Consider the following 24,332-nt stretch of genomic DNA (forward strand, 5'->3'; position numbering starts at 1 on the left):
GGTGTGACTGACGCACGGGAAGAGCTCGCTGACGCAACCCGCCTCTACCGGCAGACGGAGAACGCTCACGAGGAGGCGCGGAAGGCGGTCATCGCTGCTGCTCTTGCAGCCCTCCGAGCGGGCGTTACACCCAACGAGGTCGAGGATCTGTCGCCGTTCACATCGGCCTACGTCCGCCGACTTGCTCGCGCTGAAGGGATCCCGCCGGCGCCGCGTGGTCCGAAGCGACGTGCGAACGCCACGGAGCCCCGATGAGGTCGAGAGTTTGCTGTTCATGCGACTCAGCTTGTCGCCAGACAGGCACTGTCAGTAGTCGACAGGGGCGGACGGATCTGGACATGACCGCTGTCCCTGGACATGGGAGGACGTGACCGATGTCCACCACCGCCCCAAAGCCAATCTCAGCTCGCAATGGCGTGCTGCTCCAGCAGCGTCAAGCGAAGGGATGGGGGAGAGGCAGGCTCGCCGCCGAATTCGAAAGAATCGGTCGTGAGCTTGGCCTGAGCATTCCTTCCCGGGGTGCGATGGAGAAGGCTATTTATAGACACGAGACGGGTGAAAGTCACGTCACGGACACGATCTATTTGCGGCTCTATTGCGCGGCATTCGAATGCTCGCCACACGAGCTGTTCGGCGGATTAGCGGAGTCGCCAGAGTCAGCCGCGTCGGAGTTCCATCTCGCAAGCAACAAATTCTCCCCAGTCTACGTTGGACCCGAGACTGTTGCGCAGCTAGCAAACACGCTCACGGTCGAGTTCACGGTTGTTGAGCAGGTCGAATGCTGGTCGACCAAGGTCGATCATCCGCGCGGTGAATGCACCCTATATGGGTTTCCGTGGGGGTGCCTCGTCTATCACATCAGGGAACCGCTGAGTAAAGAGTCGGTCGCGGATGTCGCCGTTTGGCGTCATGGGTCATATCCTCGTGAACTCGACTGGGCTGAGCAGCACATGAAGTTGCTACTTGGTGCATCACAATCCGGACCTGAGTACATCTTCAGCGCGTTCTGGGGTGCCCACTCCGAAATGGAAGGGTGAACAGCTTGTCACCGCGCTGAGACTGCTCTGCGCTCAGAAAACTCTGTTGGATCATGGCGACGAGGAGCCTTCGCGACCGCACGCCGAACTAGTCGAACAGGCATTCATGCGAGACGGCTTCTCTGATCCGCGAATCCTGGAATTTGGCGTGAGTGGGATCTCCTATGGGTACGCGAGTTGGTCATCAGTCGCGTATCACCCGCTAGAGGGACGTAGGGGGTTGCCACAACAAACGATCGTCGACTTCGAGATCATCGTTCAATCGCTCTGGTGCTTCTGTCATCACATTCGATCGCAGATCGAGGCCGGACGCGATCCTGAGGTCTCGGCTGGCTACGATTGGCGCTGGCTTCGCGGGATGACATCGAGACTCACCAATTCCCGGCCCCGTGAATCCGCGCAACATGTCGCAATGAGAGTCACGATCCTTCAATCCAGCGAGCTTCAGAATCATCTCAACGCCACCCTTGAAATCCTGAAGGACTCCGCAGAAAGGCAACAACGTGATCCCCGCTGACGACAGCGTTCTCGTCCTCATCGACGTACAGAACGGTTTCGTATCGCCGCAATCAGAGCACGTCGTTCCCCGGATCGCCGAGTTCACGCGAGAGTGGGCAGCGGCCGGTCGGCCGTACGTGATGACGCGGTTCATCAACTACCCGGAGTCCCTGTTTGAACAGCTCATCCGATGGAGCGCGATGATGCCGGGAACGCCAGAAACAGAGATCGTCGATGAGCTTGCGGACATGGTGTCAGGTGCGGTTGCCGTGCTGGACAAGCCGACGTACTCACTCTTCAACGACGAGGGCACAGAGCTGGTCAGTCGCCACGGATGGAAGCACGTCGTCGTCGTTGGCCTCGATACGGAGTCGTGCGTCCTAAAGACGGCCGTGGACGCCTTCGAGCTTGGACTAGTCCCATGGGTGGTTCAGGACCTGGTCTACAGCCATGCGGGCGAAGTGGCGCACGAGGCTGGGCTTCTAGTGACGGGGCGGTTCATCGGGCGCGACCAGCTCGTCCAGGCTCAGGACGTCTTCATTCCGGACGCGAACGCCGCGTCTGCATGAGTAGTAGGCAACGCAAAGCGCCGGCACTGATCTGAACGGTGGTAGTGCGGCTCGCTAGGAGGTCGAGGCGGCGATTGGACAAGTATCGAACATGTGTTCGACACTGTTGAGATGGCTCAGGACAGGTTCTCGATCCGCCGATCTGAGGCCGGCGGCTTCGGTGTGTACGACTCAACCGCTGATGAGTGGTGTACACCGGCGGCCCTCGTGGAATCGGCTGCGCTCGAACTAGCAGACGAGTTGAACGCCCGGGTGGCCGCGGGGCACCAGATCGACGCAGTTCGATGGGGTGCCCCGCGTCCGGTGGAGGCCGTTTCGTGGGAGCTGCTGGGCGACGTAGACGTGTGGGTGCGTGACAAGGGGGAGTGGCTTGCGAGAGTCCGCGACCGCACGGGCCTCGTTTGCTGGTGTCCAGGCAGTGATCTGAGACCTGCCGCATCCTGAGGCCAGCAGATCCGCTCGATTCACCTGGGGCCGTTGCGCAACCTCAGGTGGTCTGCGAGCTGGAGTCCCCGTCGCCGGACACTTGGCGGCGTGACGGGTCCTGACTCGTGACCTTGCCCGAGGTCGCACACAACCAGGATGACGGGGGACTCGGGAGGCGTTGCCCGGTATCCACAGGGCGCCATCGGCATCCGTGGGTCACGCTATGCTCCTGATCGGTCGCAGCATCGTTGCGACTGCAAAGGGCCTCATGTCTGCGCCGCACAGACACTGGCCGGGGGAGAGGCGACACTTGGTGTCGCTTGTAAAGGGGGTATCAATGGATAGGGTTACGAAGTCGTACCTGGGCACATTCCACAGTGAACAGTCTCTCGCTGAGATGTCCGAATCTGACTTGTTTGAGTATTTCGCCGCCTTCTGTGTCATCTCCACGATGCACGACGATGAGTTTGATACGTCGTCAGTGCATGTCGGTGGTGAAGATGATCTCGGCATTGATGGGCTAGCGATCATGGTTAATGGCGTGTTGATCGACACTATTGACGAGGCCGAAGATCTTCTGGGTCTAAATGGGTTTCTCGATGTGAAGTTCGTATTTGTTCAGGCCAAGACAAGCAGCAGCTTCAGTGGAGAGCAGATCGCGTCGTTCATGGATGGAGTCGATGAGTTCTTCTCTGAGAACCCGACCCTTCCGATGTCTGACGACATAATCGCAGCCCGGGCAGTAATGACCTGGCTGTACGATCACAGCGTCAAGTTCAAGCGCCAGAAGCCTGTCGCTGAACTCGCGTTTGTTACGACCGGGCAATGGACGAATGATCTCTATCTGACCTCGAAGATCGAGGCGCGCCGGCAACGGCTAATGGCGACTGGCCTCTTCAGTAAGGTCGTATTCGAGCCGTATGGCGCCGACGAGATCCAAGCGGCGTATCAGAAGAGTCGAAACAATGTGACCGTCGATTTTACTTTCGCCAGCAAGGTTCTGCTGCCAGAGATCGACGGCGTGACTGAGGCCTACCTTGGTGTGCTGCCGGTCAAAGAGTACATGTCCTTGATCACCGACTCGGACGGCAATATACGAAAGCCCTTGTTCTATGACAATGTCAGGGATTTCCAAGGGAACAATTCGGTCAACCTGGAGATCAAGGAAACACTGAAGGACGCGGCCGGCCAGCAGCGTTTCGCTGTACTGAACAACGGTGTGACGGTAGTCACCAGAGGGCTAACTACGATTGGGAATAAGTTCGTCGTCACCGACTACCAGATTGTCAACGGTTGTCAGACCAGTCATGTTCTGTTTGATGCAAAAGATGACCTGGGCGAGAATATATATGTTCCCCTGAAAGTGATCTCAACTTCGGATGAAGAGATCATCAATTCGATCATTACTGCAACAAATCGACAGACTGAAGTCACTGAAGATGACCTGTATGCTCTCAGTGCGTTCCAGAAGAAGCTAGAGGCGCTCTACGACGCCTATCCCGACAAGAAACGTCTGTATTACGAGCGTCGTTCGAAGCAGTATGCGTCTGTGAATGGTATTGAAAAGGTAAGGATAATCGGCAAGACGCAACAGGTCAGGGCGTTTGCTGCCATGTATCTCGACGATCCTCATCGTGCTGCGCGGTATTATTCCGATCTGCGGAGCCAGGTTGGGACGAAGATCTTCGTCGAGACGCACAAGCTCGAACCGTACTACGCGTCAGCATACGGGTATTACAAGCTCGAATATCTCTTCAGGAACAATCTGGTCCCCGTGTCTTACAAGCCCGCGCGCTACCATTTGCTGATGGCTGTGAGGTACATCGTCGGTGGATCAGAGATGCCATTGATGACGGCCAACAAGGCAGTTCAGTACGCGAACAAGATTGCGGATGTCCTTTGGTCCGATGATAAGGCGGTAGCAGCCTTCAAGGTCGCCATTGAGGCGGTCGATTCGGTGCTGGCCGGTGAGGTCTTGACGCGAGACGTTGTGAAGACGCAGTCGTTCACCGATGCCGTCAAGAAGGAGGCCAAAGTCCGCTCGGCTACCGCGGCCCTGCCGTAGGAAGAGCGCACGGGTGCCGAACGGTGCCACGGGATGGAGGCAGGGTGGCAACCGTCCTGTCCAGAAACAGGCGACGGTGGACTCTGGTGGAGCCACCGGATCGCCTGCGGCTTGCGATCAGGCGGTGCTCTCGGCGCCCTGGGAATTCGCAGCCGGATAGATCAGCGGATGGCCGATGAGAAAGGATCGCGGCGCCCGAATGTACTCCAGGAGCATCTTCCTGTGTAGTTCTGACAGGATCGCTACTCGCATCGATCCAGGCGAACCCACGGCCGTCATCGGACTCAATGCGAACATGGCCGGCCCTGAGTGAACTGGTGCAGATCTTAGATTGTAGATCTGCGAGATTAGCTCACGCCGGCGACGACTGATGCTTCCTCGTGGCGTAAAGCTAAACCCTGCCTCCATATTCGCGTGTGCTAGGGCGTCGTCCACGGCGCCCGGGCATAGGTCGAGGACGGCGTTAACGAACCTGGCTACCGGTCTGTCTAGTTTCCAAGGAGCGTTGGGGACCGCTAGCGCCTCCATTCCCGAGACGAACAAGATCGTCGCGACGTCAGTGTTTGACTGTTGAATTGCAGCATCGTACGCAACAAGCGACCCGCGAATTTTCTGCATAGCGTCGAATCCGCCAATCAATGGGAGTTCGCCAAACAAGTCAAGCGATGTGGAGTCGCGTGCCAGCGTCAGAATGCTCGCGTCAGAGCGCTTGTCTACAAATCCTTGAAGTCGGCCGGAAACGGAAGCGGGGATCGGTCCGGCAATCGGCGGTGCTACTGGCCTGCCTAAGGCGAATGTGCAGATCAATCGGGTCGCCTCAAGGACGCCCGCCGCCAGTTTGGCGCTGAGCGGACCAGAGCCAGGTCCTTGGACGCAGATGCCCACTGATATCCGGGTGCGCGGAACAAAGATTGGTGGCTGATCCGACGAATCGACAGTGAAATTCAGGAGGACTCTGTCCGAGAGACGCCGCTCACCGTCAATCCTGACTTGGTCTCCGAGCACGCGGGCGAATTGCGCTGCCCTGCCGACGATATCGGGCTCCTCTGATACGAGCTCGGATGCATACCATACGTCGCCCCCGTAGTCGAGGTTACGAGCGTTCTCTCCAGCCCTATCCAAGATGCTCCTGACCGAAGCCCTGTCGATCCCGGCATCAACGTCGAGGACCCACAGTTGGGCGTGCTCGTCGAGCGTCAGACGAAATCCGCGGCCGTCTGATCCTGTGAACTGCCATGAGTCCTGCACTCCAGCTGAGCGGGAAGGCTGACCGGACATGGAGTACTGCGTCAATCCAAGCTCCGCTGACGCGAGCTTGAGGATCCACTGCATCATGAGCAGGCTGACGACTTCGGCAGGCGGTTGACCTGGCAATTGGGGTGACGCCACCTCGGAAACTGTACGCGGCTCAAGCCTGGCGCCGACACCAAATTCTGCTGGCGCTGGGCATGTCGATTGCTCGCGCGACCTTGGTGTGTCGTGGGGTCCATCCGGTCGACCTAGGTTGGCAGCCGGAGGCAGCCCGGCGGCGCCGATGCGATCATCTACGGCAAGGGACTGATGCGACTCAGCGTTGTCGCTGCTACCTGCGATCTGAGAACGGCATGACTATTCGACGCGCTGACTGAGGAGGCCAAATGGATCTGTGGGGCTATCGTCGTCACTGGGGGAGTGGGCTGCTGGCCGGGCAGGTGGCCGCTTGGCTGCTGCTGACCTAGGTCAGGACGGCGTGCGAGCCCTTGGCATTCGTGTGCGTCCCGCCGCCCGTGCATCTCGGCGGAACCGGCCGCGACCTGTCATCGTCTGATCGGGAACACTTCGCGGCGAGTTGGTGGGGAACATGGTAAGTAAGGAACTCGTTCGGGCGCGCCTCAAGGAGGCGGCCGCGCAGCGGCGCTACGACTTCGCCGTCCTGGTGACGACGACGGTGATGACGATCATTGGCGTCACCATTCCAGCGTCGGCGGTTGTGCTGTTGTACGCAGACTCTCAGATCGACAAGGCACGCTCGGCTTTCGATACGTTCGCGAACATGCAGGTGGTGCGCGCCGACGACTTCAGGCGGGAGTGTCTCACCAGCGCGGACAAGGAGGCGGAAGAGTATTACTGCTCTCGTGTCGATGCGCAGGAAAAGTACGCAGCCGAGGTCGTCATGCAGGGGTGGCAGAAGAGAATGACGTTCTGGCCCACGGTGCTCGCTTGGCTGTTCGTACTCGGCTGCGTTGCGATCGCGGCAGGTGCCGGCGCGCTGGCTAGCTTGTGGCAACGCGGCCGCGCTCTCGCCGAGGCGCAGGAGCGACGGATTCAGCTGGAGGCCAATGAGGACACGCGGCCTCCGCTTGCTCTCGCAGGCCGCCGCCGCAGGCGTCCCCGCGCTGGCGTACGCGCCGGCCCCTGATCAGGTGCGTCCCACCCTCCCGCAGGGGCGCTCATCCTGATCGGCTATTCGCCCTGAACTCAATCCCCGGACGCCGCCCCTCGATCTGCCGGACCGTCGCCGTCCACGCTGCACCCCACACCGCTTCGGCTCGCTCGTGACCTCGTACACCGCGTCGCCGTACCGGAACTGGAGCTCGACCTCGACGTGCTCAGCCGCAAGGAAGTACTCACCCGGCTTCGAGCGCACCGCTGGCACCGGCTCGGACATCAGCACCTCCGTAGGCCTCGTCGCTCAGTATTACGCAGGTCGGCGGCCCGATCCTGTGGATAACCGCCGCCGGCGGCGATGAGCCGTGCCAGACTGATTCCCAGATCCGGGTGGGGTCACCCTCGCGGACCCTGGCCCAGCCAGCAGGCAATGGGAGGGCGCCGCGTCGGAAGGCCACCGGATCGCCGGAAGAAAGGGCACAGGTGAGCGAGGCATGAAACTGGCTGGCGAGCACGGCGAAACGCTCGACGCCGAACTCGACCTGGAGGCGATTGGCAACGGGCGACTGGCCGTGACGCTGGATAGCGCCGGCGGGATGAGCGGCACTCAGAGGTCCCGGAACCGCGACTACCCGCTGACTCTCGAAACGCTGCTGCGACGACTCGCCATGGTCGACGCCGTGCTGGAGGACGTCCTGGTCGACTCGCGGAACACACGTACGCTGACGCCGCGCGACAGGCGGATTCAGCCACTTCCGTGGTCATATCCGATTCAGCTTGGGGAAGTCGCAGACTTCGACCTTCTCCGCAAGGCGATCACTCGACCGCAGGGCAACATCGGCTCCACCGCAGCGCGCGGTGGCAACGAGAGGAAGCGAATCCGGCTGACCTTCGTTGGCCCGACGCAAGTTGATCTGGCTCAGATCGAGGAGATCTTGCAGGTGGTGCGGTCGAGTCTTCCACGGCGCTCAGCCGTGTCTGACGGACTCACCGGCGCCGACGTCACGGCAGCGCTCGATGAGTGGCAGCGGATCGGCCGCGATGCCTTCATGGACAAGTACGGCGGCAGGCCCGCGCAGAAGTACGTCATAGTCGAAGGCGGCAGCGAGTTCGATGCTATGGCCATCCTCCGCGGTGCGCGCACTATCAAGGGCATCGACTCAGCTGGCCCGCTGCGCGGCGACAGGCGTTCGGTGGCCGATCCGCTTCGCGCCATGGGGTTTGTCGTCGACAATCTCGAGTCGGATCAAGAAGGACCCTTGGGGCCGGACCCGCAGCGGTACGCACGGTGGACGGGGACCTTTTCTGGTGACACCGACGGCATGACCATCCGGTCCTACCGTCGCGAACAGCGATTTCTTCGTGGAGTGATCGGGATCGGAACTGGGGATCCGAATCGCCTGCACCAATGCGGAATCTGTGGACGGTCGTTCCCCGAGCAACTTCTAGCTGCAGCGCACGTGAAGCCACGTCGGGAGTGCACGGACGAAGAGCGGCGGGACCTGTTCAACGTCGCGATGCCAGCCTGCACGCTCGGTTGTGACGCGTTGTACGAACACGGATACCTAGCAGTCAGCGCGAGGGGTGAGCTGCTCTGCGACGAGACGGCGTCGGTCGATCTGAGTCGGTACGACGGCCTCATAGCACCAGCTTGGACGCTGCCGCGCGAGCCTTACTTCGCCTGGCATCGAGTCCACAGCTTCCTTGGCGCTCGGGAGTGAGCGCCACTGCGGGAACTGCGCAGGCGACGGCGGGGAACTCGACGCAGGCGGGCTGCCAGGGTGACTAGTACGCAAGTCCCAGAGCCTTCAGGTCTCCGCGGCGCCACTGGTACGAGAACCACCTGCGCCCCACGCGGCTGTGGGAGACGCTAGGCTCTTTCTGACCCGACTAGATCGTGAGCTGGGAAGTGTTCGAAGAGGGGGGCGAGGTCTTGAGTCAGAAGTTTAATCCGCTTGAGGCAGCAGATCCGCAGGTAATCTCTGGGGCGATCAAGCAGCGTGTCCGGAACATCATCAAGAGCTATAACCACCCTGCGGACATTCTCGCTGAGCCAGTGCAGAATGCGGTCGATGAGATCGACGAAGCCGTGCGGGAGAAGGCTATCGAGCGGGGAAGGGTGACCGTCCAGATCGACTGCGCGAATGGCAAGGTCTCGGTCGCTGATAATGGACGGGGCATTTCGAAGGCTTCGATAAGGACGTTGCTGGCTCCCGACGTAACTGAGAAAGCCGAGCTGTTTCGCAAAGGTCGATCCCGGGGGCATAAGGGGGTCGGGTTGACCTTCCTGGCGTACGGATTCAACTTCTTCGAAGCCGAGTGCAGGACCGTAGATGAGCATTATCGGGTACGCATGGAGAATGCGAGACAGTGGTTGGAAGACAGTGCTCAGACTGATTTTCCGGTGGCTGAGATATTTGACCTGAAGGATGAGGAGGGGCTTCTGCGGGCACCTGGCACGGTCGTTACGGTCCAGGTAGGTGAGCAGACAGAGCCGAAGAGTCTTTACCGCACATTTTCGTCGCCGGAATATGCCGGGTCGGTGCTGGAAGCCCAGACGGCGATTGGGCTCTATCCTCGGTCGGCTGCCCCCGGTGCGCCGGTGTTCGATGCTCAGCTTGATTATAGAACGCCCGATGGGATTCTGGTCTCGAAGGAGCTTAGAGCGGCATTTCGCTTCCCGCATGAGAAGCTGAAATCTGGCGTGAAAGTATTCGATGTTGGCAAGTATCTCGCCAACACCCCCCCGACCAAACCGCCGGCGAAGTGGACGCGCAAACACCAAGCGGCGTATCGCTTCTACAATACAGACCTGCTTGTGGAGCTCTTGAAGGGAAAAGCTGACCGCATCCAAGGTGATTTGATCACGAATGACGCCGAGGTTGAGGCCCAGCTTCGCAAACACAGCGTCACTGCATATGCTCTCGCCGGATTCAGTGCGGCTTTTAAGGACACTCTGTCGGAGAGCTGGAGTATCCCAAAGAATCGCAAGCTGATCGCACCTAGCATCCGAGTCGCGACTGACTCCATGATCTCGTCTTGGCAGCGGGACTTGAGTCTCAGTCACCGAGGCTTCAACGTGGAGCGAATCTGGGTCGTTGTTCATCTCGAACGCGTAGAGCCAGATCTTGGCCGGAAGGACTATCCGCCGGAGATCCTTGAGCTTCTTGCCGTGCTTGAGAATCCCGTGTCGGAGGACATTGCTAAGCAGGGCGATGTGTTTCTCCTCCCGACGACGCGATCCGGCCGGACGATTGACTATGACGAGCCGCTGCATCGTGCTGCGGAGCGCAGGAAGAAGCCATTCCCCGTCCAGTTGGCGAAGGCCTCGGGCGAAATTCGGTATCTGACCGAGCCCACCGAAGAGCAAGATGTCGTTGCCCTGTTCAATGAGCTCCGTGGGATCGGCATCCTCGCCCATTTCTCGCCGGTCTTCTTCAGCGGCTCTTACGCATACGATTCATACCTGGTTTACGACGCTAAAGCAGTCGCCGATGTGGTCAGAGATGCCTTCCCGGTTGATGACTCCCAGATCCCCAAGCGGCAGCGCGAGGGAATCGCAGAGTTCAAGTTCGATCCGTTTGAGTTGCTGCACGACCTGGTGAGAGACCTCAAGGATTGGAAAGACATTCGCTGGCTGATCTGCTGGGACGTCGTGGGACAATCTCGATCACTTGGAGGACTCACCATGCATGTGGTTGAGGCCGACGAGGATGAGAGTCAGTACGCAGGCGTGACGCACATTGCGAGCCTGGACTCTGCCGGCGAGGACACGATCGCAGTGATAGCCGTGCGCACTCTCATCGAGCGCCTGAAGTAGGGAGGTTGCCGGCCCGGGGTAGGTCACAGCGTCGGGCCAGTCCTCTCAATATTGCTGGGCGCGGTTGGTTGCTCGCTTTCATGCCGAGGCGGGCGGGTGTTCCAGGCACGGAGCCCGGCCGTCACGGTTCAGAGTTGAGCATGTGACGGCTTCGCCGGCGTCCTGTGTCATCGACGGCCACGCGTGCCCGAGCTGATCCGCGATCTGTCGAGCACGTTGGCCCGCGTCATCCAGGATCGTCGCCGTGGTCTTCCTGAGTGAGCCACGAGAACGCGCCCGACTCTGTCTCAATTCCCGCCTCAACGGCGATTCCGTTGGGCCGGTCCGAGAACGCCAGCAGCGCGTCGTCTGGGTCCTCGATCTCGTGGTCGGAGTCGCTCTCCCAGGCCACGGCCACGGCAGACCGCCGACCCGGCTGCGACGTCCTGTCGGATCAGATCGGTCATGCGCTGCTACCGCGCAGTCATCGCCGTCGAGGACCGGACCATGGCCCCCGGCCGTCAGGATTCAAGCCCAGCGGGATTTAGTTGCCACAAGCGCATGCACGAGCCACCGTTCACTTCTTCGTGGGTGGCAACGCAACTCTCATCGGGCGCAACCCCCAGCAGGCGGGCGGCACCGTCGTGCTGCAACTGGCCGATCTCCCGTCCGTCCTCCCCGTTCCAGAGTCGGAGTATACCGTCGTCACTGTCGATGGCGAGCCAAGTGCCGCTGGGTCCAGCGGCAAGAAGTCGAGCGGCATGTTCGAGCCGCCGGATTTCGCGTCCATCGTGCGAGCCCCATATGCGGCTACTTTCACTGCCCGTGGTGACGAACCGTCCTCCGTCAGGAGTGAACGCAACTTCGTGAGCATCCCGATGGTCCACCAACGCGATCACCCGACCGTCTATCGCGTCTGAAAGTTGGCCACCCTCGTCCAGGCCCAGAGTGACGAGACGGGTGCTGTCCGGGCTGAAGGCGAAACGGCGTGTATCCCATCTGACGTACGTTCCTGGAAAGTCTTGGCTGTGTTGATACTTGACCCGGAGGATCTCGCGCTGGTCGGCGGCGTCCCAAAGACGGTCAATGAATCCTGTCCCGGTAAAGATGCGGTTGCCATCGGGACTGAAACGTACAGAGCGAACCGCAGCTTGGTGTTTCAGTCGGGCGGCGATCTGGCCATTCGAGACGTTCCAGAGGGCCGCCGACTTGTCGCTGCTTCCAGTTAAGATGCGATTCCCATCTGGACTAAAAGCCACTCGGGAAACTTTGCCTTTGTGCTTCAAACGCGCAAGCTGCTGACCGTTCGACGCGTCCCACAGGCGCGCTTCGCCACCGGCGGCGGCCTCTTTGCCCATGGAGAAGGCAGTTACGAGCATGCTGCCGTCAGAATTGAAACTGAGGTCATAAACTTGGGACCTGTGCCTCAGTCGGGCGATCTCTCGACCATTCCTGACGTCCCAGAGGACGACGATACTCCAGGAGGGCGCAGTCGCGAGACGACTCCCGTCCGAGCTAAACGAGAAGGGCAACCCCGCTCCGAATGGCATCCGGCCAATCTCTTGTCGCCGCCGGATGTCGAAAACGCGGGTGCTGGTATTCCCGCCGATGACGAAGCAACTCCCGTCCGGGCTGAACCCTAAAGAACGCAAATAGCCCCTTCCGAGCATCGATCGAACGATCTCTCGGGCGATCATTGCCTCGCGCTCCGGTCGTGCTTCTAGGTGTGTCTCGGAAGGGATGGCGCGATCAGCGTCGAGCCGCTCACGCGCCACCTCCGGAGTCGATTCCTCATCATCGAGCCGTCTCCCAGACCGCCGATGCTCACCCTCGTAATCGTCCTCCGATCGTATGGGAACGTCAGCATTGCTGCCGTCACGCGCATTGAGTGCCCGGCCCGCTGCCTGTTGCACCATGAAGCTATCGTCATGGTGCAGCAACTGCTCGAGTGCATCGCGAGCCGCTCGCCTGACACCAGGTTGGTTGCTCTGCAGCAATTTCGCCAATTCGCTGACCGCACCGGCACGGACCCCCGCCAGGGGATGCTCCAGCACCTGCAGCACCTGGTGGAGAAGTGCAGTGCCTGCCCGGGGACTATGAGCAACGTAGAGGCCCCCCTCAATGCCCAATTCCCACTTCAGTGGTGTCTGTTTGGACGTGGCCGCCAGCATGCGCTCCGTCACGTACTCATGCAGCTCGTAGAGGGACACTTTCCCATCGCCGTCGCGATCCGCATCCCCCGATTCCAGCCCGTCAACAATCGCGGACGTGAACACCGAAGGCTTGCCCTGGCCGGACAGTGTCTCGCCTTCCCACGCATACTCGATTGCGTTTGAGGCGGTGAGGATTGCCCTACCGCGGCCTTCGAACTCCTCCTTCAGGTGCACCCCTTCGTCGCCTTTGGAGCCTGTGGCGAACGCGCCCGCGTAGCAGCAGTCCAAGAGCAACATGATGGAGCGAGCGCGGCAGCGCTCCATCCGCTCGTTGAGGAATTTCGCCGAAACCGCGGTCACCTCCAGGGCCTGCCTGGTGGTGTCGGTCGCGGCGAAGTACAGCCGGCCTTCGTCGTCCTTGATTCCATGGCACGAGATGTGGAGCAGCAGCACGTCGTCCCTGCTCCGGTCAGCGAAGAACCGGAAAATTGCTCGCCGGATCGTGGATTCGGTCTCGTCGACTACCGTCCAGATGCGGTAGTCACCCACGCCTGGGTCGCTCAGCACCCGGCTCAGCGCTGTGGCGTCCTGTGCAGGAGAGCGAAGTCGTCGCAGTCCTGGGTCCTGGTAGGTCCCCGTCGCGACGATTAGTGCCTCGCGGTTTCCCATGACCGCGTCATCCCGCCGTGTGCCGGCTGGTCAAGTGCTCCACAAGCCTCTGCTGATCGTCGGACGAGGCGCGGATTAGGTCGATCGAGTCGCTCCCGAGCGTGAGCTTCACGCTGCGGAGCGGATGCCGCCTAGACCAGGCTTCGACCAACTGCGCAGCCTGCAAGACCGCTGGCACCAGGGTGACGGCCAGTGTGCCCAGCGTCACTGCATCGGCGGGCTTGGCCCCCGACGGGATGTCGTCGGTGAGCACGGGTTCCACAGTAGCGACTTCGAGATCCAACAGCCGCCTGCGCAGCTGTGCAGTGAGGCGCTCCACCTCCTCGGCGTCGCTATCGGCGCCGCCCGCGATCGCAACCGTCAACTGCATGGCCGCCATGGCCCACCCCTGCTCAACGTCAATGTCGCGAACTGAGACTGTCATCCGGTCCAGTTGACCGTTATGACAGGCATCCAAGATCAGGGCGGTCGGTCCGCAAGGCATTTCCATCATAGGAGTGTCGTGGAGCAAGAAGAAGCCTCGCCTGCACAGCGACACGGGTGACACCGTCACGGGTGGAGCTCGCGCGAGAGCCTCTCCGAGAGCGCGACCACACCTGCCGACGCCGTGTTGGTAAGAGCATCGGCGAAGCAGATCAGGCGCTCGGCGACGATTCGGCGGGGGTCGCGATCACGCCCGGCCGGGCGTTGGCTTGGTCACCTAGCTGGATCTGCAGACCGACAGGGAGTCACCCTGCACAGTCTCCACCTCGGGAGGCAAACGGGAGGCAACGACCGCACTCTTTACCGGACTGGAGTGGATGAGTGTGGACCCAAGCGAAGGGCACCAAGCCGACCATGCCATGGCTGAAATCCATGGCATGGAAGCCGTCGATCTGTGACCAGATCTGTGACCGAGATGTCCTGATAGGTGGTCGATCGGATCGCCATCCATGAGACGGTTGAGACCGGCTCGCGGATGGGGCGGCCTCGTCACCTGGCGTACGGTGAGGTCCCTGAGACGGCGTCAGGGCTACTCATAACCCAGAGGTCGCAGGTTCAAATCCTGCCCCGCTACGGAAGAAGGCCCGGACCAACAGGTCCGGGCCTTCGCTTTGTTATACGGGGTCTGACCTGCGCGTTTGCCCTCGCTGTGATCTACCGAACCTGGCGAGCTTGGGTCGTACTCTGATGCTCACTCGGGCGGCTCGCGGTCCGTTTCGGTGCCGTCATTACCCAGATCATTACCCAACCTCGCTTCCACGGCCCGTCTCGGAGGCCTCGTTCTGGGCCGCGAGACGCTCGATCATCGCGCCCATGGCGTCGGCCATGACTCGATCCGTACCCCGCGACTTGTGGGTGTAGATCTTCCCTGTCACGGTCACGTCTGCGTGGCCGATCCGCTCGCTGAGCGTCTTGATGTTGTGCCCTGCGTCCTGGGCCAGTGTGGCGTAGGTGTGGCGGACGTCGTGCAGACGGATGCGCGGTACGCCTGCCCGGTCGACCAGGCGATTGAACCGCGCGGTGATGGTGTCGGGGTGCAGCGGTCGGCCTTCCGGTCCAGCCATCAGGTAATCGTGGTTCGGGTACCTCCTGCCGAAGTCCTTTCGCTCTTGGTTCATCTGATCGATGAACCTCTTCAGATGGCGCACAGTGAAGGCGTCGAGCGAAATCTCTCGCTGACTCGCCTCGGACTTGCCATCGGACGCCTGTGCTCGCCCGGCGACGACAACTCGCGTGTCCTCGATCATCAGTACGCCGTTCTCCAGGTCGACGCCCTGGCGCTCGACTCCGGCCAATTCAGATCGCCTCATGCCGGTAGTTGCTGCGAGTACCCACATGCCGTCGTAGCGATCTAGTAGCGCCAGGTAGAGCCAGCCTTGCCAGGTGTGGATATAGGTGATGTCGCCACACCGGCGGCGGTCCAGCTGACCGGGTTGGTCGAGGTCGATGCCGAAGTCGCGGCCGATCAGGTCCGGGCGGGTGGGGGCGTCCGGGTCAGGGATCGTGGTCTTCTTCCATCGTCGCGGGATGCGGCCGTGCCGGTCGGCGGCCCGCATCAGCCGGACGACCCGCTTGCGGGAGCACCGCTCGCCTTGGGATCGGAGCTCGCGGTGGACTCGCGGCGAGCCGTAGGTGTGGCTGGACTCGTCGTGGATCTCGATGATCTTGCCGGTCAGCTCGGCGTCACGCTGCTCGCGCACCGAGGGGCCGCTGGCGCGGTCGGCGTAGTAGGCGGAACGGGAGACCTGCAGCAACTCACACGCCCGCTTGACGTTGTGGTCGCCTTGCTTCTCCGCCTCGATGAACGGGTAACAGTTCACCGGGTCTCCTTCGCGAAGAAAGCCGTGGCCCGCTTGAGGATCTCGACGTCCTCGCGCAGCCGGCGGTTCTCCCGCCGCAACTGCGCCAACTCGTCTTTCTCACTCGTGGTCAACCCGTCGATGCGGGTGCCGGCATCGCGTTCGGCCTGCTTCAGCCATTCCCGCACCGCGGTCTCGGTCAGATCGAAGTCCTTCGCGACCTGACCAACCGACCGATCGCCGCGCTGACACAGCTCGACGATCTCGGCCTTGAACTCAGCCGTGAACGAACGACGAGGCCGCGGCTTCTTCTTGCCTATGGACTCCATGATGAACATCCTTCCGGAGCACAAGCTCCTGATCTCGGATGTCCGTCAAAACGGGTCGGGCCCACACCGGACGTCAGTGGACTCATAGGCATCTTGGCCAAGGCGTCCGCAGCGTAGGGGAAATCCATGGCATGGAAGAGGTCAGGGTTCGAATCCCCTAAGCTCCACCGCAGGTCAGAGGCCGGTTTCCCGCAAGGGAGACCGGCCATTCGCATGACCCGAGTGACTATGGCGCCTGGGCAACTGCAGCTGAATCGGCCCGCGTGGAGCTATGCGCCTGGCTGTCAGATTCATCCCGGCGGGGTGACGTTGCCACGGTTGCTGGCGGCGACAATGGGGTGCGGCAGGCGCGTGGGCCAGCGTCACCCTGGCCGCGAACTGGACAAGAACAGCGCAGCAACCGTGCGCGCTCGGTTTGATTGAAGGCAAGGAGTGCACCATGGCCGCCTTTACGGTGTGGAAGTTCGACAGTCCGGATGGTGCTGAGGGCGCGGCCTCGATCCTCAAGGGCTGTGAGGCAGATGGGCTGGTGAAGATCCTCGACCACGCGGTCGTCTCGTGGCCCGAAGGTGAATCGCATCCGACCACCAAGCAGAGCCACGAGGAAACCTGGCGCGGAACCGGGTGGGGGGCCTTGTGGGGAGTCCTCCTCGGTGCCCTCTTCTTCGTGCCCGTGATCGGTGGCGTGGCCGGGGCCGCGATCGGCGCGATCAGCAAGATGACACAGGACGCCGGGATCACCAAGGAGCAACTGCACAAGATCCGCACCGAGGTGACACCAGGAACCTCGGCGCTCTTCGCGGTCACCGAGGAAGGCGACCTCGACCGCGTCGGCGAACGCTTCCACGGCATGCACAGCAAGCTGATCGACACAAACCTCACCGAGGCTGAGCGTCAGGTCCTGCTGGAGACCTTCGGCGGCAAGTAGCACCGAGCCGCCCCGCTGAGCAGCCTCAGGAAACCGCAGCACCCCAAGAAACTCCGCCGGCGGCCGCGATTCTGCATTCCGGTCGTCGTGGACCGACGATCCGGTGGCCTCCGTCGGCATGGTGAACTCGAGCGGGGGACGGTAGAGGCGACCAACACGACGCGTGGGCGAGGCAGGGGCCGGAGGTGGTGGAGGTGCCGGAGGCGGTGGAGACCGCGGAGTACCGGCTGGTGCGTTCCCGGAGCGTTGGCGCATCTGGTCAGTCGGCGGCTGAGGGGCCAGAGGTCGGCGCACCGACCTCCGAGCCACCGCCCTCTGAGTGACTAGCTGAGTGACAACGGTGCGGTACCGCACCGGACTGCCGGGCACATGGACGGACCATGCCGAGGTACTCGCCGCCCGTCGTCCGGTCGCCAGGTGTGAATGGCATGGAAGCGGTCTGATGTGCTCGATCCTTACCCAGATCTGTACCCAAGCCCACCGGAGAGTCGGCGGATGTGATGAGCTGAATGAGACGTATCAGACACCGGTCAGGCCTGGGATCTGCGTACGCTGACACATCTTGTTGCTTCTGAGACACCCGTGGGGCTACTCATAACCCAGAGGTCGCAGGTTGAAATCCTGCCCCCGCTACGGAAGAAGGCCCGGACCAATAGGTGCGGGCCTTCGTTTTGGTGTATGGGTCTGACCTGTCGTCTGTGCCCCGATCCGTGTCAGGTCAGGAGTCTGCGAGGGCGCGTACTGCGCGTTGGATGGCGGGGCGCATGTCGAGAGTGGGGTCGACGGTGAGCCGGTGGAGGAGCAGCCCGTCGCAGAGTGCCATCAGGGCCCTCGTCGCCGGCACGGGGTCGGGGATGCCGACGGCGATCACAATCTGCTCGGTCCACCGCTCGAACTCGCGGCGCTGCCGCCGTAGCTGCTCGCCAAGCTCAGGGTCGCCGGCGAGTTCGAGGAAGAGGGCGTAGCGTGCGCGGGTGCGCGTGGCGAACGGCCCGGCCTGCAGTTCGGTCATGGCGCACAAGCCCTCGATCAGCTCGTCGACTCCCGTAATCGCAGGCATCGCGGCCGGGTCGAAATCGGCGCGCTCGCGCTCGGCGATCCAGTCCACCACACCGGCGAGCAGCGCCCGGCGGGTGCGGAACCAGTTCGAGGTCGACCCTGGCGGGAGCCCTGCTCGTTCATCGACCCGCGCATGGGTCAACGCGCGCACGCCCTCCGCGCCGAGCAACTCCACGGCCGCCTCGAGCCCGCGCTCGCGGGTAGCCGCCGGCATCGACACCCCCTTCCGAGAGGTCTACTATGAACATAGTATCTGCACCGCGCGAAGGGGGGTCGCCATGTCCACGCCTGCCACGGCCTGGTCGCCGCCGCTGCCAGAGGCCACCGGCTTCGACCATCTCGTCGTCGAGACGCCCGGCCTGCATACTCACGTCGCCGCCATCGGCGAGGGCGAACCGGTCGTGGTGCTGCATGGATTTCCCCAGCATTGGTGGCAGTGGCGCGCCACAGCTCCGGTCATCGCCGCAGGCGGCTACCGCGTCATCATTCCCGACCTGCGCGGGGCCGGCTGGACCGAGGCCGACGATCCGCGGATCGAACGCGAGACCCGGCTCCACGACCTGCTCGCCCTCTTCGACGCCCTCGACATCGAACGCGCCCACCTCGTCTCCCACGACATGGGCGCCATCACCGCGTTGCAGCTGACCTACGACCACCCCGAGCGGGTACGAACAGCGGTGCAACTCTCCGTGCCGCCGGCCTTCATGAAGTTCAGCCCCAAGCTCCTCCCGGGCTTCCGGCACCTGCCCCCGTTCATCTGGCATCGCCCGGGCGCCTCACTGCGCGGAGTCTTTTCCGAGGAGTACGTCGCCCACCCGCTGTCGGACGCAGTCATCGAAGCCCACCTCGCCCCGATGCGCCGTCCCGACATCGACGGCGCGGTGCGTACGCTCACCCGCGGCATGGTCCTGCCCGAAGCCATGCGCCTGGCCCGCGGCGTCTACCGCCGCCGGCGGCTCACGGTTCCGACCCTCGTCGCATTCGGCCGCCGCGACCACCCCTGGGCGGAGGAGCTGGAGCGTGTCTGCCGCAATCCGGAGCGGTACGCCGATCGCGTCGAGTTCGCCTATGTCGACGACGCAGCGCATTTCATCACCGACGACGCCCCCGCCGCGGTCGCCGACCTCGCGCTCGACTGGTTCGAACGAGCAGGCTCGTAACCCAGAGGTCGCAGGTTCAAATCCTGCCTCCGCTGCGGAAGAAGGCCCGGACCAACAGGTCCGGGCCTTCTGTTTTGTGCGGGGAGTTGCGGTGGGTACCGGTTGGGTATCCGCCCGCCTCCCGACAAGGAGCATTCGATGTTCGCGATCATTGCCGCCATCATCTTCGGCCTCGCGCTCATCCTGGACTGGGCCAACGTCCAGGCCAGCGATGCATTCACGCCGCAGACACTGCTCACTGCTGGTCTTCTGTGTGTCGCACTTCACTTGGCTGGTATCGGCGCGACCCGTCGCTGGGGTCGCCGCTGACGAACGGTTGCCAGGAAGCGCCCGGGACCACAGATCTCGGGCGCTTTCTAGGTCAGCCAGATGACGATGCCGGTGAGGCCGTGGAGGACGCTGGCTGTGCCGGCTTGGACCGCGGCGGTCGCGCGCTCCGGCGTGAAGGAGTTGGGGTTGTAGGCGGAGGACATGCCGAGGCCTTCGCCGCGGTAGGAGGCGCCGGGCCAGTCGGCCGCGGTGACGTTGGCAGTGGGTTCGGCGAGTTCGGCGCCGATGAGGAGGAACTGCTGGTCGAGGTGGCTGGCCGTAACCAGGGCCAGGGGATCGACGAGCGCGTTGCCGGCGCTGACGATCAGGTCCGGCTTCAGGTCGATCGCTTCGGTGATCTTGGCAACGTACTGGTTGGAGGCCGTGGCAGCGACGGTCTTGAGGCTGACGTGCTCCTGCTTGGCCCAGACCCGTACGGCGCTGACCAGGGTCTGCGTTTGTGGATCGTCTCCGGCGGTCAGCAGGACCACTCGGTAGCCCTTGGAGGGGTGTACGTCGTTCCATGAGCCAGGGCTCGGGGTGATCGTCGCCTCCGGTGACGGCGGAGCCGCAGGAGCGAAGCCGGGACCGAGCGAACCGATGGGTGTCGGTGCGGCGTGTGGGCGGGACCAGTCGTCGGTGCTGCAGCCGCCGGCGAGGACCACGATCGCGAGCGCGACAGCACCAGCCCGGGCAGGCCGAAGTAGCAAGGGGATCGTCCTCCATCAGGGTGAGCCGCACCCTTCCTACCTCACGGCGCCCTGCTCCCAGAGGGAGATGTCCAGCGTTCGCCCAGGGGTATACAAGCGTTCACCGAACAGGAGCAGCGTGCGCTCCATGCTGGCCTTCGTCCGCCGGTGCGCCTGTCTGATAGCTGCCGCACTGGCTCTCCTGCTGAGCGCCGTACCCGCTCAAGCTCATGGCTTCAGTTCCACCGTGTACGTCGACCTGACCGCACCCGAGACGGGGCACGTCCGGGCCGAACTCGGGCTCGAGTACGACCTGCTCGTTGTGTCGGCCGCCGACTACGAGAAGAACGATCGCCTCTTCAAGGCCGGCACCGCGGCGTTCGACTCCGGAGACTCGGTCAAGCAGGCCGCAGCGCTCAAGACGTACGCAGGTTCGGTCCAGAAGTACGTGACCGATCGCTTCGGAGTCACAGCCGGCGGCCAGGCCTGTACGGCGACGCAGCAAGGCGACTTCAGGATCGACCAGCGTGAGGGCGTGCCGTACGCGTTCATGGACCTCGACTACCGCTGCGCCGAGGCGGCCGACTCGCACGAGGTGCGGAGTGGCCTGTTCCCAGACAGCGAGCAGTACGTGCGTGGTACGAAGACGATCGTCACCTACGACCTCGACCTGCGGAAGGGCAGTAGTGCGCTCGACTCCGAGCACCCGTCGTTCTCCACACGCCAGTCTTGGACTGAGCGGTTCTGGGAGTTCTTCCGGCTCGGGGCGGAGCACCTGCTCACCGGTCTCGATCACATCCTGTTCCTGCTGGCGCTGATCGCCGGGTCACGCCGGCTGCGCGAGATAGTGCTGGCGGCAACGACCTTCACCCTCGCCCACTCGGTCACCTTCATTCTTGCCGCGCTCGGCGTGGTTCACGTGTCGCCGTCGTTCATCGAGCCGGTCATCGCGCTCTCGATCGCCATCGTCGCGTTCTGGCACCTGTGGCGGCTCTGGCGGCGTGGACGGCTCGCCACCGACCTCGAGACCAGTAGCCGAAGTCATGTGAGCCTGGACCGGGCTGGATGGACCCGACTGGGCGTGGTGTTCTGCTTCGGGCTCGTCCACGGTGTCGGCTTCGCCGGTGCGCTGGGGATCCAGCAGGCCTGGTCCTGGACGCTGCTGTGGTCGCTGCTGGTGTTCAACGTGGGTATCGAGACCGTGCAGTTGACGCTGATCGCACTCACCTTCCCTCCGCTCGCCCTACTGCGTCGAGCAGCGCCGACTGTCGCACTGTGGACCACTGGCGCGATCGCGGCCGGTGTGTCCGTAGCTGGTCTGGTCTGGTTTGTGCAGCGGCTTTGAGTCGGGAGTTGTAGCGCGGGTGGTAAACCCGTGTTCACCCGTCCTCCACCAGGGAGGCAGACGCTCTCCGATGGGCCTGTCTGGCTCAACTCGTCTCTAGTAACGGACGGACACTCGATGAAGCTCATCAACTGGGCACGGACCCGTGTGGCCACGTGCGTCACTGCGGCGGTCGTCGTGACCGCCACGGCGTTCGGAGGCGGAGTGGGCGCCGCCCACGCCGCCGAGCAAGTAACACCCACCGGCATCGTCCTCGGCGTCGGTGCCAACGAGTCGCAGCGCGTCGTGAGCTGGTACGCCCCGACCAGCGCCGCGCAGGTGGTGCAGGTCGCTCCCACCTCGCGACTCGTGCACGGTCGGTTCCCGGCCAACGCGACCACGTTCCCGGCCACCGTCGCCGCCAACAGCGTCAACGGCGGCTACAACGGCCACTCGACGATCAACGGCCTGCGTGAGCACACGTCGTACTCCTATCGCGTCGGTACGGCGGGTAGCTGGAGTCCGACGTACTCGTTCAAGACGCAGGACTTCGACGGTGACTACAGCTTCCTGTTCTTCGGCGACCCGCAGATCGGCTCGTCCGGCGACGTCGCGAAGGACGGCGCCGGCTGGGCGGACACCCTGAACGTCGCACTCGCCGCCAACCCGAAGGCTGAGCTCCTGGTGTCGGGTGGTGACCAGGTCGAGTCCGCGAACACTGAGACCCAGTGGGACGCGTTCCTCGCCCCGGACAAGCTCCGCCAGTATCCGTGGGCCGCCACCATCGGCAACCACGACGTCGGCGGCAAGGCGTACGAGCAGCACTTCTGGACTCCGAACACCGACCGCTCGGCGGCCTTCTACAAGGGGGACCCGAGCACGCAGTCCGGTGGCGACTACTGGTACGTCTACAAGGACGTGCTGTTCATCGACCTGAACAGCAACGCCTACGCCAACAACGCGGACGCGGCGCACGTCGACTACGTCACCAAGGTGGTCAAGGAGCACGGCGCGAAGGCGAAGTACACGGTCCTCGTGTACCACCACTCGATCTACTCGCCGGCCGACCACGCCAACGACGCCGACAACCAGCAGCGCCGGCAGGACTTCCCGACGGCGTTCTCGAAGCTGGGCGTCGACCTGGTGCTGCAGGGTCACGACCACAGCTACTCGCGCAGCTACGTGATCAAGAACGGCAAGAAGGCGAACCCGGCCGAGCAGCCCGGTGCCACCCAGGTGGTGCAGGGACCTGGCGGCGTCATCTACGTGACGGCGAACTCCGCGTCCGGCTCGAAGTACTACGACCTGACCGCTCCTGACACGACCCAGGACCCGAACTACGGTCCGGACCCGCTGAACCCCAAGAACCACTGGGCGAACTCGGTTGAGAACCAGGAGCACGTGCGGACCTACGTCAAGGTCGAGGTGCAGAAGAACAAGCTCGTGGTGGAGAACGTGCGTAGTGGTACGTGTACCGCTCCCAACGCCGCCGTCGAGCTCGGCAAGGTCTCGTGGTGCGGTCCGGACAGCGGTGCCACTCCGGCCAAGCCGGTTGGCTCGCTGGTCGACAAGGTCGTCGTCCACCCGTACAGCGGCCATGGCCAAGCCCAGCCCGGTCCGGGTCAGTACGACTGGACGGTCAGCAAGACCCAGCAAGGTGTCGTGACGCTCACCGACGTGAGCTGATCAACCAGGTGGGGGTGGGCGTAACTGCCCACCCCACCTGCTCTTAGAAGGAAGCCTGATGTTCAAAGCCCTTGTAGCCGCTGTCGTGCTGCTGAGCGCCCTCACAGCCACACCTGCCGCAGCAGACGACGATGTCCCATGGTCTGTCAGTACGGCGGCCAACAGCTTCGGCTCCGAGCGGCAGAACTACAGCTACACGGTGAATCCGGGTGGACAGGTCGAGGACGGCCTCATGGTCGTCAACCGCGGCAGGACCCCGCTGGAACTCGCTGTGTACGCCGCTGATGCCTACACGACCGACAACGGCCGGCTCGACCTCCTGACTCCCGACACGAAGTCCACCGGTGTTGGGGCCTGGGCGCACGCGGACCGGGCCAGCGTGAAGGTCGCACCGGGGCAGTCGGTGCAGGTGCCGTTCACCATCGACGTACCCGCCGATGCCAAGCCAGGCGACCACCTGGGAGGCATCGTCACCTCACTGAAGCAAGGCACCGACGTGGACCGGCGACTGGCCATCCGGATCCAGTTGCGGGTCAGCGGAGACCTCCAGCCAGGCTTGTCGGTCGACGACCTGAAGGTGCACTACAAAGGCCACAGCGACGCCACAGTCACCTACACCGTCCGCAACACCGGCAACGCCATCCTGGCCGCTCGGCCGTCGACCGCGGTGTCAGGACCCTTCGGGAAGTGGCGAGTCGAGTCGGATCAACAAGCCTCACCACAGCTACTTCCCGGCGAAAGCTGGAAGGTCTCCACGGACATCCACGGCGTAACCCCAGCCCTCCGAGTGACCGGCACAGTCACCCTCCTCCCACTCCTCACCGACGCAGCAGGCTCAACAGGCTCCCTTACCCCCCTCACCGCCACAGCCCACGCCTGGACCACCCCCTGGTGGCTCTTCCTCATCCTCACAGTGGTGCTGGTTGCCGTCGTGCTTCTGGTACGACGGCGCCGCGCAAAAGTAGCCCCGTAGGCGACTACAG

The 24,332-nt window shown here is 63.0% G+C and carries 21 protein-coding genes; 13 read left to right on the top strand and 8 right to left on the bottom strand.

Features of this window, described 5'->3' with window-relative positions:
- Nucleotides 1-3 precede the first annotated feature (3 nt).
- From V9K99_RS34660 to V9K99_RS34675, 4 genes are all read left to right on the top strand, one after another.
- A complete protein-coding gene (locus tag V9K99_RS34660) occupies nucleotides 4-255 on the top strand; it encodes a hypothetical protein (RefSeq protein ID WP_337009445.1) in 252 nt (83 codons plus the stop codon).
- A 119-nt stretch (nucleotides 256-374) separates the two neighbouring features.
- Entirely contained in the window at nucleotides 375-1,037 is a 663-nt protein-coding gene (locus tag V9K99_RS34665) for a hypothetical protein (RefSeq protein WP_337009447.1), read from the top strand.
- Between the two features lie 503 nt (nucleotides 1,038-1,540).
- On the top strand, nucleotides 1,541-2,104 hold the full coding sequence (locus V9K99_RS34670; protein WP_337009449.1) for a cysteine hydrolase family protein: 564 nt from the start codon (nucleotides 1,541-1,543) through the stop codon (nucleotides 2,102-2,104).
- Nucleotides 2,105-2,927: 823 nt separating this feature from the next.
- Nucleotides 2,928-4,595 carry an AIPR family protein gene (locus tag V9K99_RS34675; RefSeq protein ID WP_337009451.1) on the top strand — a complete coding sequence of 556 codons (1,668 nt, stop codon included), beginning with the start codon at nucleotides 2,928-2,930 and terminating at the stop codon, nucleotides 4,593-4,595.
- Nucleotides 4,596-4,712: 117 nt separating this feature from the next.
- On the opposite strand, the gene V9K99_RS34680 is transcribed toward V9K99_RS34675, so the two are convergent.
- Nucleotides 4,713-5,927, bottom strand: coding sequence for a hypothetical protein (locus V9K99_RS34680; protein ID WP_337009453.1), 1,215 nt, complete (start codon nucleotides 5,925-5,927; stop codon nucleotides 4,713-4,715).
- Nucleotides 5,928-6,435: 508 nt separating this feature from the next.
- On the opposite strand from V9K99_RS34680, the gene V9K99_RS34685 reads away from it, so the two are divergent.
- The 3 genes from V9K99_RS34685 to V9K99_RS34695 all read left to right on the top strand — a co-directional run bounded on the left by V9K99_RS34685 (nucleotide 6,436) and on the right by V9K99_RS34695 (nucleotide 10,782).
- Nucleotides 6,436-6,993 carry a hypothetical protein gene (locus V9K99_RS34685; protein WP_337009455.1) on the top strand — a complete coding sequence of 186 codons (558 nt, stop codon included), beginning with the start codon at nucleotides 6,436-6,438 and terminating at the stop codon, nucleotides 6,991-6,993.
- Between the two features lie 463 nt (nucleotides 6,994-7,456).
- Nucleotides 7,457-8,683, top strand: a complete 1,227-nt coding sequence (locus V9K99_RS34690) for a hypothetical protein (RefSeq protein WP_337009457.1) — start codon at nucleotides 7,457-7,459, stop codon at nucleotides 8,681-8,683.
- A 176-nt stretch (nucleotides 8,684-8,859) separates the two neighbouring features.
- On the top strand, nucleotides 8,860-10,782 hold the full coding sequence (locus tag V9K99_RS34695) for an ATP-binding protein (protein WP_337009458.1): 1,923 nt from the start codon (nucleotides 8,860-8,862) through the stop codon (nucleotides 10,780-10,782).
- Between the two features lie 226 nt (nucleotides 10,783-11,008).
- Here the strand turns inward: V9K99_RS34695 and V9K99_RS34700 are convergent, their stop codons facing one another.
- From V9K99_RS34700 to V9K99_RS34720, 5 genes are all read right to left on the bottom strand, one after another.
- Nucleotides 11,009-11,179, bottom strand: a complete 171-nt coding sequence (locus V9K99_RS34700) for a hypothetical protein (protein ID WP_337009459.1) — start codon at nucleotides 11,177-11,179, stop codon at nucleotides 11,009-11,011.
- 103 nt (nucleotides 11,180-11,282) lie between these two features.
- The gene (locus V9K99_RS34705) at nucleotides 11,283-13,583 is read right to left on the bottom strand and encodes a caspase, EACC1-associated type (RefSeq protein WP_337009461.1); all 2,301 of its coding nucleotides are present in this window, start codon (nucleotides 13,581-13,583) and stop codon (nucleotides 11,283-11,285) included.
- Between the two features lie 7 nt (nucleotides 13,584-13,590).
- Nucleotides 13,591-14,076: a hypothetical protein gene (locus V9K99_RS34710; RefSeq protein WP_337322851.1), complete on the bottom strand. Its 486-nt coding sequence runs from the start codon at nucleotides 14,074-14,076 to the stop codon at nucleotides 13,591-13,593.
- A gap of 730 nt (nucleotides 14,077-14,806) precedes the next feature.
- Nucleotides 14,807-15,886, bottom strand: a complete 1,080-nt coding sequence (locus tag V9K99_RS34715; RefSeq protein ID WP_337009465.1) for a tyrosine-type recombinase/integrase — start codon at nucleotides 15,884-15,886, stop codon at nucleotides 14,807-14,809.
- Nucleotides 15,883-16,194 (bottom strand): transposase, encoded by a 312-nt coding sequence (locus tag V9K99_RS34720; protein WP_337009467.1) that lies wholly within the window; start codon nucleotides 16,192-16,194, stop codon nucleotides 15,883-15,885. The genes V9K99_RS34715 and V9K99_RS34720 overlap by 4 nt, the downstream gene beginning before the upstream one ends.
- 439 nt (nucleotides 16,195-16,633) lie before the next feature.
- Between V9K99_RS34720 and V9K99_RS34725 the strand changes: the two genes are divergently transcribed.
- Nucleotides 16,634-17,122, top strand: a complete 489-nt coding sequence (locus V9K99_RS34725; protein ID WP_337009468.1) for a DUF1269 domain-containing protein — start codon at nucleotides 16,634-16,636, stop codon at nucleotides 17,120-17,122.
- A 718-nt stretch (nucleotides 17,123-17,840) separates the two neighbouring features.
- On the opposite strand, the gene V9K99_RS34730 is transcribed toward V9K99_RS34725, so the two are convergent.
- Nucleotides 17,841-18,395: a TetR/AcrR family transcriptional regulator gene (locus V9K99_RS34730; RefSeq protein WP_337009470.1), complete on the bottom strand. Its 555-nt coding sequence runs from the start codon at nucleotides 18,393-18,395 to the stop codon at nucleotides 17,841-17,843.
- A gap of 64 nt (nucleotides 18,396-18,459) precedes the next feature.
- Between V9K99_RS34730 and V9K99_RS34735 the strand changes: the two genes are divergently transcribed.
- Together V9K99_RS34735 and V9K99_RS34740 are read left to right on the top strand one after the other, a co-directional pair.
- Nucleotides 18,460-19,341 carry an alpha/beta fold hydrolase gene (locus V9K99_RS34735; protein ID WP_337009472.1) on the top strand — a complete coding sequence of 294 codons (882 nt, stop codon included), beginning with the start codon at nucleotides 18,460-18,462 and terminating at the stop codon, nucleotides 19,339-19,341.
- 138 nt (nucleotides 19,342-19,479) lie between these two features.
- Complete coding sequence (locus tag V9K99_RS34740) at nucleotides 19,480-19,650, top strand: hypothetical protein (RefSeq protein ID WP_337009474.1); 171 nt, start codon at nucleotides 19,480-19,482, stop codon at nucleotides 19,648-19,650.
- A 47-nt stretch (nucleotides 19,651-19,697) separates the two neighbouring features.
- On the opposite strand, the gene V9K99_RS34745 is transcribed toward V9K99_RS34740, so the two are convergent.
- Nucleotides 19,698-20,360 (bottom strand): hypothetical protein, encoded by a 663-nt coding sequence (locus tag V9K99_RS34745; RefSeq protein WP_337009476.1) that lies wholly within the window; start codon nucleotides 20,358-20,360, stop codon nucleotides 19,698-19,700.
- Between the two features lie 127 nt (nucleotides 20,361-20,487).
- On the opposite strand from V9K99_RS34745, the gene V9K99_RS34750 reads away from it, so the two are divergent.
- From V9K99_RS34750 to V9K99_RS34760, 3 genes are all read left to right on the top strand, one after another.
- A complete protein-coding gene (locus V9K99_RS34750) occupies nucleotides 20,488-21,684 on the top strand; it encodes a HupE/UreJ family protein (protein ID WP_337009609.1) in 1,197 nt (398 codons plus the stop codon).
- 117 nt (nucleotides 21,685-21,801) lie between these two features.
- Nucleotides 21,802-23,349: a metallophosphoesterase family protein gene (locus V9K99_RS34755; RefSeq protein WP_337009478.1), complete on the top strand. Its 1,548-nt coding sequence runs from the start codon at nucleotides 21,802-21,804 to the stop codon at nucleotides 23,347-23,349.
- Between the two features lie 58 nt (nucleotides 23,350-23,407).
- Nucleotides 23,408-24,322: a WxL protein peptidoglycan domain-containing protein gene (locus V9K99_RS34760; protein WP_337009480.1), complete on the top strand. Its 915-nt coding sequence runs from the start codon at nucleotides 23,408-23,410 to the stop codon at nucleotides 24,320-24,322.
- Nucleotides 24,323-24,332: the final 10 nt, after the last annotated feature.

Origin of the sequence: Kribbella sp. CCNWLW201 (genome assembly GCF_037203805.1) — a bacterium.
Taxonomy (GTDB): Bacteria; Actinomycetota; Actinomycetes; order Propionibacteriales; family Kribbellaceae; genus Kribbella.

Coding starts and splice junctions, on each gene's coding strand:
- V9K99_RS34720 (WP_337009467.1), bottom strand. CDS start 16,194: ATGGAGTCCATAGGCAAGAAGAAGCCGCGGCCTCGTCGTTCGTTCACG.
- V9K99_RS34675 (WP_337009451.1), top strand. CDS start 2,928: ATGTCCGAATCTGACTTGTTTGAGTATTTCGCCGCCTTCTGTGTCATC.
- V9K99_RS34755 (WP_337009478.1), top strand. CDS start 21,802: ATGAAGCTCATCAACTGGGCACGGACCCGTGTGGCCACGTGCGTCACT.
- V9K99_RS34685 (WP_337009455.1), top strand. CDS start 6,436: ATGGTAAGTAAGGAACTCGTTCGGGCGCGCCTCAAGGAGGCGGCCGCG.
- V9K99_RS34690 (WP_337009457.1), top strand. CDS start 7,457: ATGAAACTGGCTGGCGAGCACGGCGAAACGCTCGACGCCGAACTCGAC.
- V9K99_RS34760 (WP_337009480.1), top strand. CDS start 23,408: ATGTTCAAAGCCCTTGTAGCCGCTGTCGTGCTGCTGAGCGCCCTCACA.
- V9K99_RS34735 (WP_337009472.1), top strand. CDS start 18,460: ATGTCCACGCCTGCCACGGCCTGGTCGCCGCCGCTGCCAGAGGCCACC.
- V9K99_RS34730 (WP_337009470.1), bottom strand. CDS start 18,395: ATGCCGGCGGCTACCCGCGAGCGCGGGCTCGAGGCGGCCGTGGAGTTG.
- V9K99_RS34710 (WP_337322851.1), bottom strand. CDS start 14,076: ATGATGGAAATGCCTTGCGGACCGACCGCCCTGATCTTGGATGCCTGT.
- V9K99_RS34680 (WP_337009453.1), bottom strand. CDS start 5,927: ATGCAGTGGATCCTCAAGCTCGCGTCAGCGGAGCTTGGATTGACGCAG.
- V9K99_RS34725 (WP_337009468.1), top strand. CDS start 16,634: ATGGCCGCCTTTACGGTGTGGAAGTTCGACAGTCCGGATGGTGCTGAG.
- V9K99_RS34665 (WP_337009447.1), top strand. CDS start 375: ATGTCCACCACCGCCCCAAAGCCAATCTCAGCTCGCAATGGCGTGCTG.
- V9K99_RS34750 (WP_337009609.1), top strand. CDS start 20,488: ATGCTGGCCTTCGTCCGCCGGTGCGCCTGTCTGATAGCTGCCGCACTG.
- V9K99_RS34705 (WP_337009461.1), bottom strand. CDS start 13,583: ATGGGAAACCGCGAGGCACTAATCGTCGCGACGGGGACCTACCAGGAC.
- V9K99_RS34740 (WP_337009474.1), top strand. CDS start 19,480: ATGTTCGCGATCATTGCCGCCATCATCTTCGGCCTCGCGCTCATCCTG.